The organism is Mesorhizobium sp. ORM8.1, from assembly GCF_053005525.2.
Genome location: NZ_CM132600.1, coordinates 1,161,644 through 1,178,518, shown reverse-complemented (window position 1 = coordinate 1,178,518; position 16,875 = coordinate 1,161,644). Strand labels below are relative to the sequence as shown.

The 16,875-nt window shown below is 63.8% G+C and carries 14 protein-coding genes and 2 pseudogenes; 7 read left to right on the top strand and 9 right to left on the bottom strand.

Features of this window, described 5'->3' with window-relative positions; genetic code table 11:
* Positions 1-110 precede the first annotated feature (110 nt).
* Positions 111-2,038, bottom strand: a pseudogene (locus ACVDG8_RS06235) (LTA synthase family protein).
* A 275-nt stretch (positions 2,039-2,313) separates the two neighbouring features.
* On the opposite strand from ACVDG8_RS06235, the gene fabD reads away from it, so the two are divergent.
* From fabD to gmk, 7 genes and pseudogenes are all read left to right on the top strand, one after another.
* Complete coding sequence (fabD, locus tag ACVDG8_RS06230) at positions 2,314-3,267, top strand: ACP S-malonyltransferase (protein WP_447253931.1); 954 nt, start codon at positions 2,314-2,316, stop codon at positions 3,265-3,267.
* Between the two features lie 72 nt (positions 3,268-3,339).
* The gene (fabG, locus tag ACVDG8_RS06225) at positions 3,340-4,077 is read left to right on the top strand and encodes a 3-oxoacyl-[acyl-carrier-protein] reductase (RefSeq protein WP_447253930.1); all 738 of its coding nucleotides are present in this window, start codon (positions 3,340-3,342) and stop codon (positions 4,075-4,077) included.
* Between the two features lie 345 nt (positions 4,078-4,422).
* Complete coding sequence (locus ACVDG8_RS06220; protein WP_006203723.1) at positions 4,423-4,659, top strand: acyl carrier protein; 237 nt, start codon at positions 4,423-4,425, stop codon at positions 4,657-4,659.
* Between the two features lie 34 nt (positions 4,660-4,693).
* Positions 4,694-5,956 carry a beta-ketoacyl-ACP synthase II gene (gene fabF / locus ACVDG8_RS06215; RefSeq protein WP_447253929.1) on the top strand — a complete coding sequence of 421 codons (1,263 nt, stop codon included), beginning with the start codon at positions 4,694-4,696 and terminating at the stop codon, positions 5,954-5,956.
* Between the two features lie 162 nt (positions 5,957-6,118).
* Positions 6,119-7,375, top strand: coding sequence for an endolytic transglycosylase MltG (gene mltG / locus ACVDG8_RS06210; protein ID WP_447253928.1), 1,257 nt, complete (start codon positions 6,119-6,121; stop codon positions 7,373-7,375).
* A gap of 141 nt (positions 7,376-7,516) precedes the next feature.
* Positions 7,517-8,406: pseudogene (locus ACVDG8_RS06205) on the top strand (YicC/YloC family endoribonuclease).
* A gap of 23 nt (positions 8,407-8,429) precedes the next feature.
* Complete coding sequence (gene gmk / locus ACVDG8_RS06200; protein ID WP_447257244.1) at positions 8,430-9,086, top strand: guanylate kinase; 657 nt, start codon at positions 8,430-8,432, stop codon at positions 9,084-9,086.
* A gap of 12 nt (positions 9,087-9,098) precedes the next feature.
* Here gmk and ACVDG8_RS06195 read toward each other — a convergent pair whose 3' ends face one another.
* The 8 genes from ACVDG8_RS06195 to lptG form a co-directional block, all read right to left on the bottom strand.
* Positions 9,099-9,677 (bottom strand): Fic/DOC family protein, encoded by a 579-nt coding sequence (locus ACVDG8_RS06195; protein ID WP_447253926.1) that lies wholly within the window; start codon positions 9,675-9,677, stop codon positions 9,099-9,101.
* 9 nt (positions 9,678-9,686) lie between these two features.
* Positions 9,687-9,890, bottom strand: coding sequence for a hypothetical protein (locus tag ACVDG8_RS06190; protein ID WP_447253925.1), 204 nt, complete (start codon positions 9,888-9,890; stop codon positions 9,687-9,689).
* Positions 9,891-9,935: 45 nt separating this feature from the next.
* Complete coding sequence (locus tag ACVDG8_RS06185) at positions 9,936-10,229, bottom strand: DUF1330 domain-containing protein (protein WP_447253924.1); 294 nt, start codon at positions 10,227-10,229, stop codon at positions 9,936-9,938.
* Between the two features lie 73 nt (positions 10,230-10,302).
* Entirely contained in the window at positions 10,303-11,151 is an 849-nt protein-coding gene (rsmA, locus tag ACVDG8_RS06180) for a 16S rRNA (adenine(1518)-N(6)/adenine(1519)-N(6))-dimethyltransferase RsmA (RefSeq protein ID WP_455707595.1), read from the bottom strand.
* Positions 11,152-11,160: 9 nt separating this feature from the next.
* Positions 11,161-12,189: a 4-hydroxythreonine-4-phosphate dehydrogenase PdxA gene (gene pdxA, locus ACVDG8_RS06175; protein ID WP_447253923.1), complete on the bottom strand. Its 1,029-nt coding sequence runs from the start codon at positions 12,187-12,189 to the stop codon at positions 11,161-11,163.
* Between the two features lie 90 nt (positions 12,190-12,279).
* On the bottom strand, positions 12,280-13,203 hold the full coding sequence (locus ACVDG8_RS06170; RefSeq protein ID WP_447253922.1) for a peptidylprolyl isomerase: 924 nt from the start codon (positions 13,201-13,203) through the stop codon (positions 12,280-12,282).
* 166 nt (positions 13,204-13,369) lie between these two features.
* Entirely contained in the window at positions 13,370-15,793 is a 2,424-nt protein-coding gene (locus ACVDG8_RS06165) for an LPS-assembly protein LptD (RefSeq protein ID WP_447253921.1), read from the bottom strand.
* Complete coding sequence (gene lptG / locus ACVDG8_RS06160) at positions 15,793-16,875, bottom strand: LPS export ABC transporter permease LptG (protein ID WP_447253920.1); 1,083 nt, start codon at positions 16,873-16,875, stop codon at positions 15,793-15,795. Before lptG ends, ACVDG8_RS06165 begins: the two co-directional genes overlap by 1 nt.

Here is a 16,875-nt window from a genome sequence, read left to right as displayed (position 1 = left end):
CCATATCCGCTTCCGACCGACGATTCAGAAACTGACACCGCGGTTCAACGGCGTCCGATGCCTGATCGTCTTGGGCGGTGGCCACAATGTCTACCGGCACCCGCCCTTGCTCAGCTCGTATGGGCGACGAGCTTGTCCACCGTCTCGGGGAAGAAATCCGGCGCCGAATTACGCTTGCCGAACATCATGTCGTACTGGATGAGCCGGAAATCGTTGATCTTCGGGTCGATCTGCTTTTGCCGCGCCCAGTCCGGCGTCGCTTCGCCTGTGGGCGACAGGAGAAGATTGCGGTCGACCACGCGGTAGTGTTCGCGCAGCGCGCCGAGGAAGCCGGTGTAGTAGGGGTGGGTGATCCCCGCCGTGGTCAGGATGTGGTAGGGCAGGAAGGCCGGGCTCACCGAGCCGATGTTCTCGACCGGACCGGAGCGGTTCGACCAGATGACCAGCGGCGTGTCGTGGTGATCGACGGCGGCCTCGGCCGTCGGCTCCTTGCGCGGCGCGACATTGTCCTTGAGGAAGCCGGTCTCGACATAGACCGGTCCGAGCGGCGGCAGGTGGTCGCCGAAGAAGGTGAGGATCGTCGGCCGCTGGCGCGCCTTCGCCCAGTCGATCAGCCGCTGCAGGCCATGGTCGGCGTCGGCCGAGCCTTCGGCGTAGGAGAGCAGCGATTCCCGCGCCCACGGGCTGATCGGCGCATCGACCGAATGCGTCGGATTGCTGTAGCGATAGGGCTCGTAAGGTCCGTGATTCTGCAGGCTGACTGCAAAAAGAACACCGGATCGTCGCTGGCATCGGCCTCGCGGATGATCTCGTCGGTCATCGCCGCGTCGGAGGCCAGCGGCCCGCGCTTTTCCATCGGCGGCAGCGTCTCTTCCGACTTGAAGTCCTTGAAGCCGAAATCGGCATAGACGGCGCCACGGTTCCAGAACCAGTTGGTGCCGGGATGAATGGCGCGCGCATTATAACCTTCGCTCTTCAGGAAGGTCGCCAGCGACGGCGTCGGCGTGCGCACATATTGCTGGTAGGGAATCGAGCCCGCTGGCAGGAAGGCGTTGGAAAAGCCGGTCAGCGCCTCGAATTCGATGTTGGCGGTCATGCCGCCGAATTCGGGCGAAAACATCGAGCCGGAGCGCAAGGCGCGCATCGTCGGGATCGGATCGGGCTTGATGGTGACGCCGGGAAGCTGCGTCGGGTCCCAGAAGGATCTCGCTCATCACCACGATGATGTCGGGCTTCTCGTCAGGCACTGATGCCACGACGTCCGGGCGTGCGATCGCGGCCATCGTCTTGTCGGAATAGCCGGGCGGCGCCGAGACATGCGCCATCGGCACGTTCATCGCGAAGGCCAGCGCAAAGCCGTTGGACGCGTAGTTCTCCTTCTGGTCCCACATGATCGGGATGATCTGCAGCCGGTCGCGCGTCCACGAGAAGGTGGCGTAGTCCATGATCGAGACGAAGAAGGCGAGCAGCGGCACGGCCAGCGCCAGCCGCGCCAGCCGGCCCTTGCGGCCGAGGATCGGCACGCGCCGGCGCCACAACCGCCAGCCATAAATGAGCAATATAAGGCCGCCGCCGATGCCCAAGACAAGCATCACCGCGGTCCAGGGCGCTCGCGCACCAGTAGCGGCATCAGCGCCATGATCTGGCGGGCAAACAGGAAGTCGGTCGGATAGAGCGGATCGCCGAGATAATGCGACTTTTGGTGGCCGACAAAAGCCAGTGCCAACGTCAGCGGCGCCACGATCATCAGGCTTTGATAGCTGCGGCCGAGAATGGCGTCGAGCCCGACCATGACCAGCGCGAAGACGATGATCGTGGTCCAGCCGGGCTTGAAGGGCTGCAGGAAGAAATCGACCGTGCCGAAGAAGTCGCCGCGCACGATCCATTCGACAGCAAACACAAGCAGCGCGGCGGCAAGAAGCGTCGCCAGGCCATAACGCACGGTCGGCCACGGCCGGCCAGGCAGATAGCCGGTGGACGGATCGTCTTCCAAAAACTGCGGCACGGGCTTGGCCGCGCCTTTCCTGATCCTTGCCACTCTACTCCCCGAGCCCCCGCTACGCGGCTTCCACTCGCGTCACGGTTCTGTCATCGAATTGTCACGCAAAGCTAGCGCCTGTTGCGGAAATAAGAAGAGCCAGCAAACGATTCGTGAGCGCTTTTCATCAGGTGTGATCGCCAAAAAGCCTTTTGGAACAGTAAGTCAGCCGGCTTTTGCGGGTTGAAATAGCGGCGGAATGGGCGCCTGCGGGCTTGACTTGGCCGTCCGCCTTGCGCCAGAGGCAATGAAAATCAGCCTCTGGAGAGACCAAAATGGCCGTCGCATTCACCTTTCCGGGCCAGGGCAGCCAGGCCGTCGGCATGGGCAAGGACCTTGCCGATGCGTTCCCCGAAGCACGCCGCGTCTTCGAGGAAGTCGATGCGGCTCTGGACGAAAACCTGTCGAAGCTGGTCTGGGCAGGGCCGGAAGAGACGCTGACGCTGACCGCCAATGCCCAGCCGGCGCTGATGGCGGTGTCGCTGGCGGCGATGCGGGCGCTGGAAGCGCGCGGCTTTTCGCTGAAGGACAAGGTCGCCTATGTCGCCGGACATTCGCTGGGCGAATATTCGGCGCTTGCCACGGCCGGCTTCGTTTCGGTCGGGGATGCGGCGAAACTGCTACGCACGCGCGGCAATGCCATGCAGGCCGCGGTGCCGGCTGGCGAGGGCGCCATGGCCGCGATCATCGGCCTTGAGCAGGCCGATGTCGAAGCCGCCTGCGCCGAGGCCGCCAAGGGCTTGGCCAACGGTTCAGTCTGCCAGGTCGCCAACGATAATGGCGGCGGCCAACTGGTGATTTCCGGCGCCAAGGCGGCGGTCGAGCTGGCGGCGAAGCTGTGCACCGAAAAGGGCGCCAAGCGCGCGTTGATGCTGCAGGTTTCGGCGCCTTTCCATTCGGCGCTGATGATGCCGGCCGCCGACATCATGCGCGAGGCTCTGGCCGGCGTGGCGAAGAGTGCGCCTGTGGTCCCGGTCGTTTCCAACGTCACCGTGACGCCGACCAGCGACCCGGACGAGATCGCCCGGCGCCTGGTCGATCAGATAACCGGCCGCGTGCGCTGGCGCGAGACGGTGGAGTGGTTCGGCGCCAGTGGGGTGTCGAGCCTCTACGAAGTCGGCGCCGGCAAGGTGCTGTCGGGCCTGGCGCGCCGCATCAACCGCGACATCGCCACCAGCGCCATCGGCACGGCGGCCGAAGTCGAGGCGGCGCTGGCCGCGCTTGGTTGACAGTCTAGGCTGACAGGCTGGCGATTTGACGGCACCTGTGGCAAGGGTGCGCTCTGAGATCAGGAGACAAAAATGTTCGAACTGACCGGCCGCAAGGCGCTCGTCACCGGCGCATCGGGAGGCATCGGCGAGGCGATCGCCAGGGTGTTGCACAGCCAGGGCGCCATCGTTGGCCTGCACGGCACGCGCGTCGAGAAGCTGGAAACGCTGGCCAATGAGCTTGGCGAGCGCGTAAAATTGTTTCCGGCGGATCTGACGAACCGCGACGCGGTCAAGGCGCTCGGCCAAAAGGCGGAAGCAGAGCTCGAAGGCGTCGACATTCTGGTCAACAATGCCGGCATCACCAAGGACGGCCTGTTCGTGCGCATGTCTGACGCCGACTGGGATTCCGTGATCGAGGTCAACCTGACCGCCGTTTTTCGCCTTACCCGCGAGCTGACCCATCCGATGATGCGCCGCCGCCATGGCCGCATCATCAACATCACTTCGGTGGTCGGCGTCACCGGCAATCCCGGCCAGACCAATTACTGCGCCTCCAAGGCCGGCATGATCGGCTTTTCCAAGTCGCTGGCGCAGGAGATCGCCACCCGCAACATCACCGTCAACTGCGTCGCCCCGGGCTTCATCGAATCGGCCATGACCGACAAGCTCAACGACAAGCAGAAGGACGCGATCATGGCCGCGATCCCGACCCGGCGCATGGGCACCAGCGTTGAAGTGGCGTCGGCGGTTGCCTATCTCGCCTCCAACGAAGCGGCCTATGTCACCGGCCAGACCATTCATGTGAACGGTGGCATGGCGATGATCTAGGGTATGCCGATATTCAGGTGATGCCGGCCTGCAAATGATGGATTTCTGCGCTTCCGGTGCTCACGGACCCAAATGTCCGCTCCGCTCCGGTTCTCGAAATCCACCATTTTCGACGCGGCCTGACCTGAATCTCGACACGCCCTGCCGACCAAGGCTGGGCGCCTGTGAAAACAGCCATTTCGGCTTGGACGCCCGGCTTTTTCGTGTAATGCGGCCCGCAACCCGGCGGTTCGGGCAAAAACCGGTCCTGTGGCGTTGCGTTTCCCGCAAGACCATCTTTCAGCTTGATTAGCGGCATTCCGCCCGCTAACGAAGATAGACAACATAAGACGAGGATTGCCCCAAATGAGTGACACCGCAGAGCGCGTCAAGAAGATCGTCATCGAGCATCTGGGCGTCGATGCCGACAAGGTGACGGAGCAGGCGAGCTTCATCGACGATCTGGGCGCGGACAGCCTCGACACGGTCGAACTCGTCATGGCGTTCGAAGAAGAGTTCGGCGTCGAGATTCCGGACGACGCCGCCGAGACCATTCTGACCGTCGGCGATGCCGTGAAGTACATCGACAAGGCCTCGGCCTGAGCCTTTCTGCAGGCATCACCGGGGAGCACCTGCGATGAGGCGTGTCGTCGTCACGGGCCTTGGCCTGCTTTCGCCATTTGGCATGGGCGTCGAGCACAGCTGGCGGGAACTTCTCTCCGGCCGCAGCGCCTGCCGTCGCATCACCGAATTCGAGGTGGACGATCTTGCCTGCAAGATCGCCCATATCATTCCACGCGGCGACGGCTCCAACGGCACCTTCAATCCGGAGGCCGTGCTCGAGCCGAAGGAACTGCGCAAGATCGGCGACTTCATCCTTTATGGCATCGCGGCGGCCGACGAGGCGATGGCCGATTCCGGCTGGAAGCCGCAGACGCATGAGGATCAATGCGCCACCGGCGTGCTGATCGGCTCCGGCATCGGCGGCATCGACGGCATTGCCGAAAACGCGATGATCCTGAAGGAGCGCGGCCCGCGCCGCATCAGCCCCTTCTTCATTCCCGGACAGATCATCAACCTGGTCTCCGGCCAGGTCTCCATCCGCCACGGGCTGAAAGGCCCGAACCATGCGGTCGTCACCGCCTGCTCGACCGGCGCGCATGCAATTGGCGATGCCGCCCGGCTGATCATGTGGGGCGACGCCGACGTCATGGTGGCTGGCGGCGCCGAAGCGCCGGTCACCCGGCTGTCGATCGCCGGCTTTGCCGCCTGCCGGGCGCTTTCGACCGACCGCAACGACACGCCCGAGACCGCTTCGCGTCCCTATGACCGCGACCGCGACGGCTTCGTCATGGGCGAGGGCGCGGGCGTGGTTGTCCTGGAAGAACTGGAACACGCCAAGGCGCGCGGCGCCAAGATCTATGCCGAGGTCACCGGCTATGGCCTGACCGGCGACGCCTATCACATCACCGCTCCGGCCGAGGACGGCGACGGCGCGTTCCGCTGCATGACGGCGGCGCTGAACCGCGCCAAGCTTACGGCCGCCGACATCGACTACATCAACGCGCACGGCACCTCGACCATGGCCGACACGATCGAGCTCGGCGCCGTCGAGCGGCTGGCCGGCAATGCGGCCTCGAAGATATCGATGTCGTCGACCAAGTCGTCGATCGGCCATCTCCTGGGTGCGGCGGGTGCGGCGGAAGCGATCTTCTCGATCCTCGCCATCCGCGACAACATCGCGCCTGCCACCATCAATCTCGACAATCCAGAACGCGAGACGGCAATCGATCTCGTGCCGAACAAGCCACGCCAGCGCCAGATCGATGTCGCGCTGTCGAACTCCTTCGGCTTTGGCGGCACCAACGCATCGCTCGTGTTCCAGCGTTACAGTGGCTGAGCAGCCAGGCAGGGCATCCCGGCAAAATTGCGCAGCGGTTTTCCGCCCGGGATTGCCCAGAAACAGACAGCCGACCGGCAGTCCGCCAACTGCCGTCATTTTTGCCAAATTCGCCCCTAGCTTTGCCGCGGGGGATTCGTTGCAAGATCAGACGGTAGGGCCATGAACACAAATCCAGGCGGCGGCGGGGATTTCGGACGGCAAGGCACAAAGGGGCCTATCGTGCCCAAGACCGCGGCCGAGGCGCTGCGTCCGGAGGCCGGCACGCCACCGCCGCCGTCAAAGCGCTCGCGTGCTTCGCGCAGCCAGGTCGTCGTGTTCCTGAACTTCTTCCTCTCGGTGGTCATCCTGCTCGTGCTCGCCTCGGGCGCCGCGCTCTATTTCGGCATGCAGGCCTTCACCGAGGCCGGTCCGTCCGCCAATGGCGACACCTTCATGATCAAGCCGAACACCGGCGTGCAGGAGATCGCCGACCAGCTCGAGCGCCGCAACCTGATCAGCGATGCCCGCATCTTCAGGATGGGTGTGCGCGCCGCCGGCAATGAAACGGCGCTGAAGGCCGGCGAATATGCCATCAAGCCGCGCGCTTCGATGCGCGACATCATGGATCTGTTCAAGAGCGGCAAGTCGGTGATGTACTCGCTGACCATCCCGGAAGGGCTGACGGTCGAGCAGGCGCTGCAGCGCGTCGCCGATCAGGAGGCGCTGACCGGCGACATGCCGGCCACCTTGCCGCCAGAGGGCAGCGTTTCCACCGACACGTTGCGCTTCACCCGTGGCGCCACCAGGCAGCAGATGGTCGACAAGCTGGTCGCCGACCAGAAGAAGCTGGTCGATGACGTCTGGTCGCACCGCGCGCCCGACCTGCCGATCGCCAACATCGATGATTTCGTCACCCTTGCCTCGATCGTCGAAAAGGAAACGGGCCGAAGCGACGAGCGCTCGCGCGTCGCCGCCGTGTTCCTCAACCGCCTGGCCAAGGGCATGCGGCTGCAGTCCGATCCGACCATCATCTACGGTCTGTTCGGCGGCAAGGGCAAACCCGCGGACCGGCCGATCTACCAGTCCGATATCGAGAAGCAGACGCCCTACAATACCTATCTGATCAAGGGCCTGCCGCCGACGCCGATCGCCTGCCCAGGCCGCGCGGCACTGGAAGCGGTCGCCAACCCGTCGAAGACCGACGATCTCTATTTCGTCGCCGACGGCAATGGCGGCCATGTCTTTGCCGCGACGCTGGAAGAGCATAACCAGAATGTCGCCCGCTACCGGGCGGCACAGAAGAAGCAGGCCGATGCGGCCGCCAAGGCTTCCGGCCAGACGACGGCGCCCGCCGCTCCCGACGGCAATGCCGATGGCAACGACGCCGGAGGCGACAGCGGCGAGAATGGCGATGCCGGCGGCGACGCCGCGCAATAGGCAACGCCATCTTCAGCTTGCCGGCTCGCGTCCTTTGACGCGAGCCGATATTCATGTTTTTAGGGAACATCCGAGCCAGGCCAACGGTCTGGCGACGTTGGGCGCGCAGCGTTTGAACTGCGACAGGGGATGACACGCACAATGAAACTGCAAAGCATGACCGGCTTCGCGCGGTCCGTCGCCGAAAGCGACGGAACCTCGATCGCGTGGGAGGTGAAGTCGGTGAACGGCAAGAGCGTCGAGGTCAGGCTGCGGCTGCCGCCAGGTTTCGACCGGCTGGAGACCGCCGTCCGGCAGACGGTTCAAAGCGCTTCGCGCGCGGCAATTTCCAGGCGGCATTGACGGTCGGCCGCGCCGCTGCCAGGCAAGTGCTGCCGGTGGTCAACGAGGTGTTCCTCAAGGACCTGGCGGGCTTGGCCAAGCGCTTGCAGGAGCAGTACGGCATCGAGCCCGCCACTGCCGACGGGCTCTTGTCGCTGCGCGGCGTGCTCGACATTCCCGAGGCCGTCGAGACCGAGGAGGAGCGGGCGGCGCTTGACGCCGCGATCCTGACGGCGCTCGACGCGGCGCTCAACGGGCTAGAGCAGGCAAGGCGCGGCGAAGGCGCGGCGCTGGGCGCGCTGCTGGCCGGCCATATCGATGCCATCGAGGCGCTGACGCTGAAGGCCGAGGCCGACCCCTCGCGCGAGCCGGCCGCAATCCGCGAGCGCATCGCCGAGCAGGTGCGGCTCCTGATGGACGCCTCGGCCAATCTCGATGCCGCCAGGCTGCATCAGGAGGCGGCCTTCCTCGCCACCAAGGCCGACATCCGCGAGGAGATCGACAGGCTGAAGACCCATGTCGCGTCCGGGCGGGCGCTGCTCGGCGGCGATAGCGCCGTCGGCCGCAAGCTCGATTTTCTGGCGCAGGAATTCAACCGCGAATCGAATACGCTGTGCTCCAAGTCGAACGCCGCCGCGGTCACCGCGATCGGGCTGGAACTCAAGGCGGTGGTCGATCAGTTTCGCGAACAGGTCCAGAATCTGGAGTGACGGGAATGGTTGCCAAGGAGCCGATGGCTGCCCGGAATCTGGGGTCCCGCATCCGCCGCCGCGGATTGATGCTCGTGCTGTCGTCGCCGTCGGGCGCCGGCAAGTCGACGATCGCGCGCAATCTACTGGAAAGCGATTCAAGCCTGGAGCTGTCGGTCTCCGTCACCACAAGGCCGCGCCGCGGCTCCGAGATCGAGGGCGTCCACTATCATTTCCGCACCATGCGCGAGTTCGAGCGGCTGCGCGATTCCGACGCGCTGCTCGAATGGGCGCAGGTGCACGGTAATTGCTACGCCACGCCGCGCGAACCGGCGGAGCTGGCGTTGGCTCAAGGGCGCGACATGCTGTTCGACATCGACTGGCAAGGCGCCCAGCAGCTCAAGGAGAAGATGCGCGCCGACATCGTCTCGATCTTCATCCTCCCGCCGTCGATGAAGGAATTGAAGGCGCGCCTCAAGCGCCGCGCCGAGGACCAGGAATCCGTCATAGAGACCAGGCTGAAGAACGCCCGTCTCGAGATCGAACATTGGAAGGAATACGACTTCGTCATCGTCAACGACGATCTCGACCGCGCCTTCGCCGAGGTCCGGGCAATCGTCGCCGCCGAACGGCTTCGGCGCGACAGGCGGCCTGGTCTGTTCGATTTCGTGTCGGGATTGCTCGACGAGAAGACGCAGTGAGGTTCGTCCTCGTTAGGATTTTCCGATATCCAAGATGAGGCGTGCTAGTGGCGCCTCATCGCCGGCAAAGCTCTCGATCATCGCATCCAGAACACGTTCTCGTCCGAGCACATCGGCATTGAACGAGAAGCCCGCGTTTTCCATCAACATTGCGAGGAAGGCGAGCTGCGTACGGCCGTTGCCCTCCCGGAAGGGATGTACTGCATTGATTTCGGCAAAGATATGTGCCGAACGAACCGCAAAATCCGCCAGATCGATCTCGCGAAGATAGTCGGCTTCGGCCAGTTCCTCGAAGATCCTGTGCATCTCCGGATCAATATATTCCGGATAACAGAACCAGTTGCCGCCTTTGCCGATGCGGATGGCGCGAGCATTGCCGGCCCATTCATAGACATCCTGAAAGAGGTGGCGATGGACCGCTTTGTAGTGTTCGTAGTCCAGAACACCGGCGGGCATTCGTTCGTCGGCTCGGGTCAAGAACAGTGCTAACTCGAATTCATCGAGTTCGGCTTGGTTCTCAATGTTCAGCTTGTTGCGAAGAACGGTTGTGCCCGCGTAGCAAAGAGGATCCGCTTCGGCCGCGTAGACCACCCGCTGCCCCTATTTCTTGAGGCGTGCCTGTTTCAAGATCAATGCCCTGCGTTCGTCGCCGCTCAGTCCTTTGGCACGGCTATCGCTCAAGATGGCACCCATGCGGGGCGACAATTCAAGGCCTTCGACAGCGCTGATCTTTTTCCCCTTGTCGCTGGTCAAGACGAACTGACCAGTTTTGCTCAAGCGGTTGGCGGCAGCTTTGTTTTTCATACGGTCACATTATCATATACGGCCGTTTTCGGGCAATTGACCGCATCACAACTTGATCCCATCGACCAGAATGAGGTTGCGGCTGAGCGCTGCATCGCGGACCTCGAGCGCGGCAGCGTATTCGTCGGAGCGATACCAGCGCCGCGCGGTTTCAATGTCGGGAAATTCGACGACGATCAGCGGGCCGGGTTTCCAATTGCCCTCCAGCGTCTCTACCTCGCCGCCACGAACCAGGTAGCGCCCGCCATGCTGTGCGATGGAGGCGGCTGCGCGGGTTCGATAGATTTCGATTGTTTCTTCGTCGCGGATCGTGACGTCGGAAATGACATAGGCAGGCATCGCAGGCTCCAGGCTGTTTCGCCTGCCTATCTATGTCGTAAGTTTCTGGATTCCAGCGTCGCGGCGGCGGCGATCAAACCGCGTTGGTCAGCCGCACGAATTCCGCGACGCTGAGCGTCTCGGCGCGGCGCGTCGGGTCGATGCCGGCGCGGGCGAGCAACGCCTCGCCGCCCATGCTTTTCACGCTTTGCCTGAGCATCTTGCGGCGCTGGCCGAAGGCGGCCTCCGTCATCCGGCCGAGCTTCCTGACGTCGACGGGCAGGGGCGTGGCGCGCGGCACCAGATGCACGACCGAGGAGGTGACCTTGGGTGGCGGCGTGAAGGCCTGCGGCGGCACGTCGAAGGCGATCCTGGCCTCGGTGCGCCAGCCAGCGAGCACGCCGAGCCGGCCATAGGCATCGCTCTGCGGGCCGGCGGTGATGCGCTCGGCCACCTCGCGCTGGAACATCAGCGTCATCGACCTGTAGAAGGGCGGCCAGTCGGCCACCGTCAGCCAGCGGATCAGAAGCTCGGTGCCGATATTGTAGGGCAGGTTGGCGACGATCTTGACCGGAGCGCCGTTCGCCGTGGCGGCAAGTGCCGCAAAATCCGTCTTCAGCGCATCGCCGGGAATGATCTCCAGCCGGCCCGGATAGTGGTTGGAGACTTCGGCAAGCGCCTCCAGGCAGCGCTCGTCGCGCTCGATGGCGATGACGCGACGCGCGCCGTTGAACAGCAGCGCCCTGGTCAGCCCGCCTGGACCTGGACCGACCTCGATCACCGTCGCATCGTCGAGATCGCCCGCCGCACGCGCGATTTTACTCGTCAAATTGAGGTCGAGCAGAAAATTCTGGCCGAGCGCTTTCTTTGCCTGCAGGCCGTGGCGCTCGATCACCGCGCGCAGGGGCGGCAAGCCGTCGATGGTCGTGCGCCCCTCGTTCACATCAAGTCCTCATGCGGCCGCGGCCCGGCGGCCGCTGTCGGCCAGCCGGCGCGCCAACCGCAGCGCCGCGATCAGGCTGTCGGCGCGCGCAATGCCCCTGCCGGCAATGTCGAAGGCGGTGCCATGATCGGGGGAGGTGCGGATGAAGGGCAGGCCGAGCGTGACATTGACGGCCTCGTCGAAGGCCAGCGTCTTGGCCGGGATCAGCGCCTGGTCATGATACATGCAGAGCGCGGCGTCATAGGAAGCCCGCGCGTGTGGATGGAACATCGTGTCGGCGGGCAGCGGTCCGATCGCATCGATGCCTTCGGCCCTGAGCATCTCGACGGCCGGCTGGACGATGGCCAGATCCTCCGATCCCATCGCACCGCCTTCGCCGGCATGCGGGTTGAGCCCGGCAATGGCAAGCCTTGGCCGCGCGATGCCGAAGCGGTCGCGAAGGTCGGCGGCGGTGATGCGCGCCGTGGTGACGATAAGCTCCGTTGTCAGCCGCTTCGGCACATCCGCCAACGGGATATGTATGGTCACCGGAACGGTGCGCAGTTCGGGCCCGGCCAAGAGCATCACCGGCACCACGTCGGCGCCGGTGTGGCGCGAGGCCAGATGCGCCAGATATTCGGTGTGGCCGGGAAAGCCGAAGCCAGCGTCATAAAGCGGCTTCTTGGCGATCGGGCAGGTGACTATTGCCGCGGCGCTGCCGGCGAAACAGTCGGCGACGGCGCGGTCGATGGCCTCGATGGTGCCGGCCGCATTGGCTCGATCCGGCTCTCCGGGGCTGTCGACATGGCGGGCATAGAGCGGCACGATAGGCAGCGCCCGGGCGAAATCATGCGCCGCTTGCCCCGGCACGGTCTCGGTGATTGTCACTGCGGCGCCGATCCGGCGCGCCCGCGCCTCGATCAGATCGGGGTCGGCGAGCAGGTAGAAGGGCGGCACGCCGGCGCTGTCGCCCGCCTGCCAGGCGGCGATGGCGATCTCCGGTCCGATACCAGAAGGATCGCCGACACTGAGCGCCAGCGGCGTATCGGTCTTGCTCATCTTATGCCGTTTGCGCCAGGCCGCCCGTTTCGCCAGGAGTGGCGTTAAATCAAAGAGTGGTTCGACGTTTTCGCGAAACGGTGACCCACCCTAGCGCTCAACGATCTTGGCGCTCTTGCGCAGTTCGTCGACATATTTCTTGCTGAGCGCGTCGGCGTCCTTGTCGTTGCTGCCTTCGGCCTGGAACACCATCTGCGCGGCTTTGTCGTCGGAAACCTCGCGCGAGGAGCAGATGCCGATGAATTCGACGCCGCGGTCCGTCTCGCGCGTCACCGTCGCGCCGCCGACCTTGGTCGCCTTGATCTGCTCGGCCCAGTCCGGTGGTAATTGCGGCGCCAGCACGCGGCCGAGATCGCGCACGGTGACGTCGATCAGCCCCTTGGCGAATTCGCGCGTGGTGGCGCAGCCGTTGAAGCGGGCGCGCATGGCGTCAGCCTCGCGCTTGCGCTTGGCAAGCGTGGCGGCGCGCTCGGAAGCCGGCACCACGAAGATCACCTGCTGCAGCATATATTCCATGGCGGTCGGCTTGGAGCCGCCCTTGTCGAGCATGCGCCGCACAGCGTCCTGTTCGGTCACCGCGCCGCCGTCACCCGAACGATAGCGGGCGCTGAGCGCCTGGTTCCAGGCCATCTGCGCGCGGATGAATTCCTTGAAATGCTCCTTGGTGACGCCCGACTGCGCCATCACGGCGTCGAGCTTGGCCAGCGGCATCTTGTTGCCCGAGGCGAAGCGCTGGTAGGCGGCGTCGACCTGCTGATCGCCGATGCGGATGCCGAGCCGCTTGGCCTCGGCCAGCCGCAGCGTCTGGTCGATCATCTCCTGGCCGGCATCACCCTTCTTGTGCTGCAGCTTCAAAAAAGCCGCGCGGTGCTGGATGTCGCCAGTGGTGATCGGTATGTTGTTGACGATATATTTGACCCCGCTGGCGAATGCGGGCGGCGTCATCGCCGCCATCGAAACCGAGGTCGCCGCCACCAGCAGCGCGAAGCCTGCTGAAAACAGGTATTTCCTCATATCACCTTCCCATTTTCCCACCACGATGGCGCCGCACGTCCTCCGAACGTATGCGCTATGTGGTCAACCGCATGCCAATCTTATGCGGCGAAACGATGTCGCCGGCATTTGGCCTGAGAATCAAGTCATTTTCGGAGGATCACACGCCAAATCAAGGCCCGCGGCTTCAATTCGACTTCGACTGGAACGTATCGACCGCGCTGCTTGAGGAGCCGAAATCGCCAAGCGTGCGGAACGACAGGTTGAAGCCGATATTCTGCGACACTGCCTTGGTGACGATATCGCGCGTCTGCGAGTAGGTCATGATGTAGGTGAAGCAGGAATCGTTGTAGGCAAAGCCGACGCCGTCATTGACCAGGACGTTCTGTTCGAGGTCGTAGGTGCCGGTGCCAAACAGCCGCCAGTTCTGGCTGAGATGCGCCGAGGCGCCGAGCGTGAGCTCGTGGCGATCTGTGGTGAAGCCGTAGAGCGGCTGCGCCTGGATGAAGGCGTATTTGGCGCTGAGCGATATCGGCAGGCCGGAATAAGCGGCCTTCACTTCGGTGCGCCTGACCTCGAAACTCTGTTCGTCGAAACGGCCGCTGACCGAGCCGGAGAAGCCGCTTGGGCTGTTGAAGCCGATCAGGCCGACATAGTCGGACTTGGTCGTCTGCAGGCCCGAATAGGCGCCGACATTCACCAGATCCGGCGCGTCGAAGGAGTTCTCCCCGCCGAGCTGATAGGACTGGCCGAAGATCGCATTGGTGCCCCAGCCGCTGTCATAGGCGCCGGAGTAGCGGAAACCGACATTGGCGCGGGTGCCGCCTTCGATGCGGTCATAGCCTGAGAACTTATCGCGCTCGAACAGCGTGGTGGCGTCGAAGACGAAGCTCTGCGCGTCCTCGTTCGGAATGGCCAGCCCGCCGACATACTGCTCGTTCGGACGCACGAAGACCTGCGCGGTCGGCTCGAGGACGTGGCTGGAATTTGCCATCGAGAACAGAAGCGGCCAGCTCGCTTCCAGGCCGAGCGTCGCCATGTAGCGGGCAAGCGAAGTGCGCATATCCGCGTCTTCGCCGAGATTCGTCGCCATCTGGTTGACGGCCGCGACCGACGCTGAATTGGCGTTGACATAGCCTGCGTCGCCTCGGAATGCGAGCAACGGCGTCAGTTGCAGGCCATCATCGGTTGTGAAGGTGCGCTTCCATTCGGCCTCCGCGGTCAGCCGGCTGGACTGGCCTTCGATGCCGCGCACATTGTTGATGGAGGTCGGAACCGCGCTATTGGACAGCACCGCGTCCAACCGGTCGCGGCTGATGACGCGGGCATTGACGTTGAACGACAACTGGCCGCCGGCCACCGACATATCGGGGATATAAGCATAGTCCAAGGACGGCAGCACCCAGGGCTGCTTGGCCGCGCGCGCCGTCGGATCGCTGGACAGCGTGTCTTCCTGCACCTCGAAGCGCATCGCGCGAACGTCGAAATAATTGCGGTCGTGCAGTCCTGTCAGATAGATCGACGACTGGTGGACGGTGTTGGTGTAGCCGTCGATGTTGTAGGTGCGCGAAAAGTTCTTGTCGGTCTGCAACAGCACGTCCCAACCGACGTTCCAGCGCTCGTTGATGGCGAACTGGCCCTTGGTGCCCATCATGCCGCGGAACTTGTTCGGATCTCCTTTATCGCCGGAATCGACGACCCGCCGGCCGGAATCGATGAATGCGTTGGGATCGTTCTGGTTGATGCCGGCGATCTTCAGCGTGTACTGGCCGTTGTTGAAGCGCTGGCGCCACTCGGCCTCGCCCATGAAGCCTTGCTTGGTGTAGCCGCTGCCGGTGACGGTCAGGTCATAGGTCGGGGAGAGCGCGAAATAATAGGGTATTTTGACGCCGGTGCCGAGATGGTTGTTGAAGACGAGACCTGGCAGCAGGAAGCCGCTCTTGCGCTTTACCGTCGGGTCGGCGATCTCGAAGGCCGGCAGATAGGCGAGCGGGAAACCGAAGAATTCGAAATTCGCGTTCTCGAAGCGGACGGTTTTCTTCTCGCCGTTCCAGATGATCTTGCGCGCCTTGACGCGCCAGGTCGGCGCTGAGTTCGGCTTGTCCTCGCAGGGCTCGCAGGCGGTGTAGACGCCATTGTGGAAGGTGGTCAGCACACCGCCCATGCGCTCGGCGCTCTCGGCGGCGAAATACGCCTTGTCGATCGTCTCGACGCGCAACGCGTTGACGAAGCCGTCGGCGAAATCGTCGGTGATGTCGATATGCTCGGAATTGACCTTGGTGCCGTCGCTGTTGATCAGCTCGACCGCGCCGCTTGCGACCAGGCGCTTGGTGTCGCGGTTGTAGACCACGCGCTGGGCGACGAGCTTGTTGCCGCCATAGTCGATCTGCACGGCGCCGACGGCAGTCACCGTATGCTTGTCGTTGTCATAGACGAGCGTATCGGCGGCCAGCAGCATCTGCGAGCCGGATGGGACGGGCGCGGCAGTGATCTGCTGTGCCAGCGCCGGTACCGTTGGTACCACGCAAGCAAACAGACATGCCAAGGCGGACGCCCCATAGAGGCGTGCCAAACCGGCCTGCCTATGGCTGCGCAAAACCGCCTCCCTCACTAGCCGTCTTCCTTGTATAGCAGGAATGTCACCCCAAAGAACATAGCCACGACAACCGGAACCCATGCAGCCACCACTGTAGGCACGAATCCGGCGACACCGAATGCCTTGACCAGTACCGAAACGACATAAAGCAGAAAGCCGGCCACGACGCCACCCAGAATCATCGTCGCCGACTGCCCCATCCGCGCAAATCGCATTGAAACTGTTGCCGCAATCAGCGTCATGGCGACGAGCAGGAACGGCAACGCCACCAGCGAATCAAACTGCATGGCGAAGGCATTTGCCTTGAGCCCGAAGGAGCGGGCAACCTCGATCTTGCGCGGCAGCTCGTAGAAGGGGATGGTTTCCGGGCGCGCCAGCCGCTCCTGCACGAATTCGGGCCGCAGATTGGTCGCCACCTTGTCGGATGGCAGCGTCTGGATATTGCCGCCCTTGAAGATCTTGACGTCCTGCAATTCCCAGTAGCCGTCGCGCAGGAAGGCCTTGGCGGCATCCTTGCGTTCGGCGATGTTGCCCTGCGGGTCGAGGATAAAAAACACCGCGTCCGCCATCTCCAGCCCCTGATTGAGGATGGCGCGGGCGCCGATGATGGTGTCGCCGGATTCGGTTTTCTGCCTGAGCCAGGGTGTCTCGGTGGTGGTGACGGTGCTCGATTTGCCGGCCCTGAGCTCGTTTTCCATCTGCTCCGACCAGGAAAAGCCGTGCGCGGCGATCGGGTTGATCACGGCGACCGACAGCACGCCGAACATCAGCGCGCCGATGCAGCAGGGAAACAGGAATTGCCAGGCCGAGACCCCGGCCGAGCGCGCGATCACCAGCTCGTAGCGGCGGTTGAGCGAAACCAGCGTCGCCATTGCCGAGAACAGCCCGACGAATGGCACCGTCTGCAGCATGATCATCGGCATCCTGAGCGCCGAAATGGCGAAAGCCGTGCCGTAGGTGAAGCCCGGAATTCCGGTGGTGCGGCCGGAAAGCTCGGTGAAGTCGATCAGGAACACCAGCGCCAAAAGGCCGAGGAAGAACCAGAAGGTGATGGTGACGTAGCGGAAGAAGAAATAGCGGCCCAGTGTCCAGCCCAT

Coding starts and splice junctions, on each gene's coding strand:
- fabD (WP_447253931.1), top strand. CDS start 2,314: ATGGCCGTCGCATTCACCTTTCCGGGCCAGGGCAGCCAGGCCGTCGGC.
- fabG (WP_447253930.1), top strand. CDS start 3,340: ATGTTCGAACTGACCGGCCGCAAGGCGCTCGTCACCGGCGCATCGGGA.
- ACVDG8_RS06220 (WP_006203723.1), top strand. CDS start 4,423: ATGAGTGACACCGCAGAGCGCGTCAAGAAGATCGTCATCGAGCATCTG.
- fabF (WP_447253929.1), top strand. CDS start 4,694: ATGAGGCGTGTCGTCGTCACGGGCCTTGGCCTGCTTTCGCCATTTGGC.
- mltG (WP_447253928.1), top strand. CDS start 6,119: ATGAACACAAATCCAGGCGGCGGCGGGGATTTCGGACGGCAAGGCACA.
- gmk (WP_447257244.1), top strand. CDS start 8,430: ATGGCTGCCCGGAATCTGGGGTCCCGCATCCGCCGCCGCGGATTGATG.
- ACVDG8_RS06190 (WP_447253925.1), bottom strand. CDS start 9,890: ATGAAAAACAAAGCTGCCGCCAACCGCTTGAGCAAAACTGGTCAGTTC.
- ACVDG8_RS06185 (WP_447253924.1), bottom strand. CDS start 10,229: ATGCCTGCCTATGTCATTTCCGACGTCACGATCCGCGACGAAGAAACA.
- pdxA (WP_447253923.1), bottom strand. CDS start 12,189: ATGAGCAAGACCGATACGCCGCTGGCGCTCAGTGTCGGCGATCCTTCT.
- ACVDG8_RS06170 (WP_447253922.1), bottom strand. CDS start 13,203: ATGAGGAAATACCTGTTTTCAGCAGGCTTCGCGCTGCTGGTGGCGGCG.
- lptG (WP_447253920.1), bottom strand. CDS start 16,875: ATGGGCTGGACACTGGGCCGCTATTTCTTCTTCCGCTACGTCACCATC.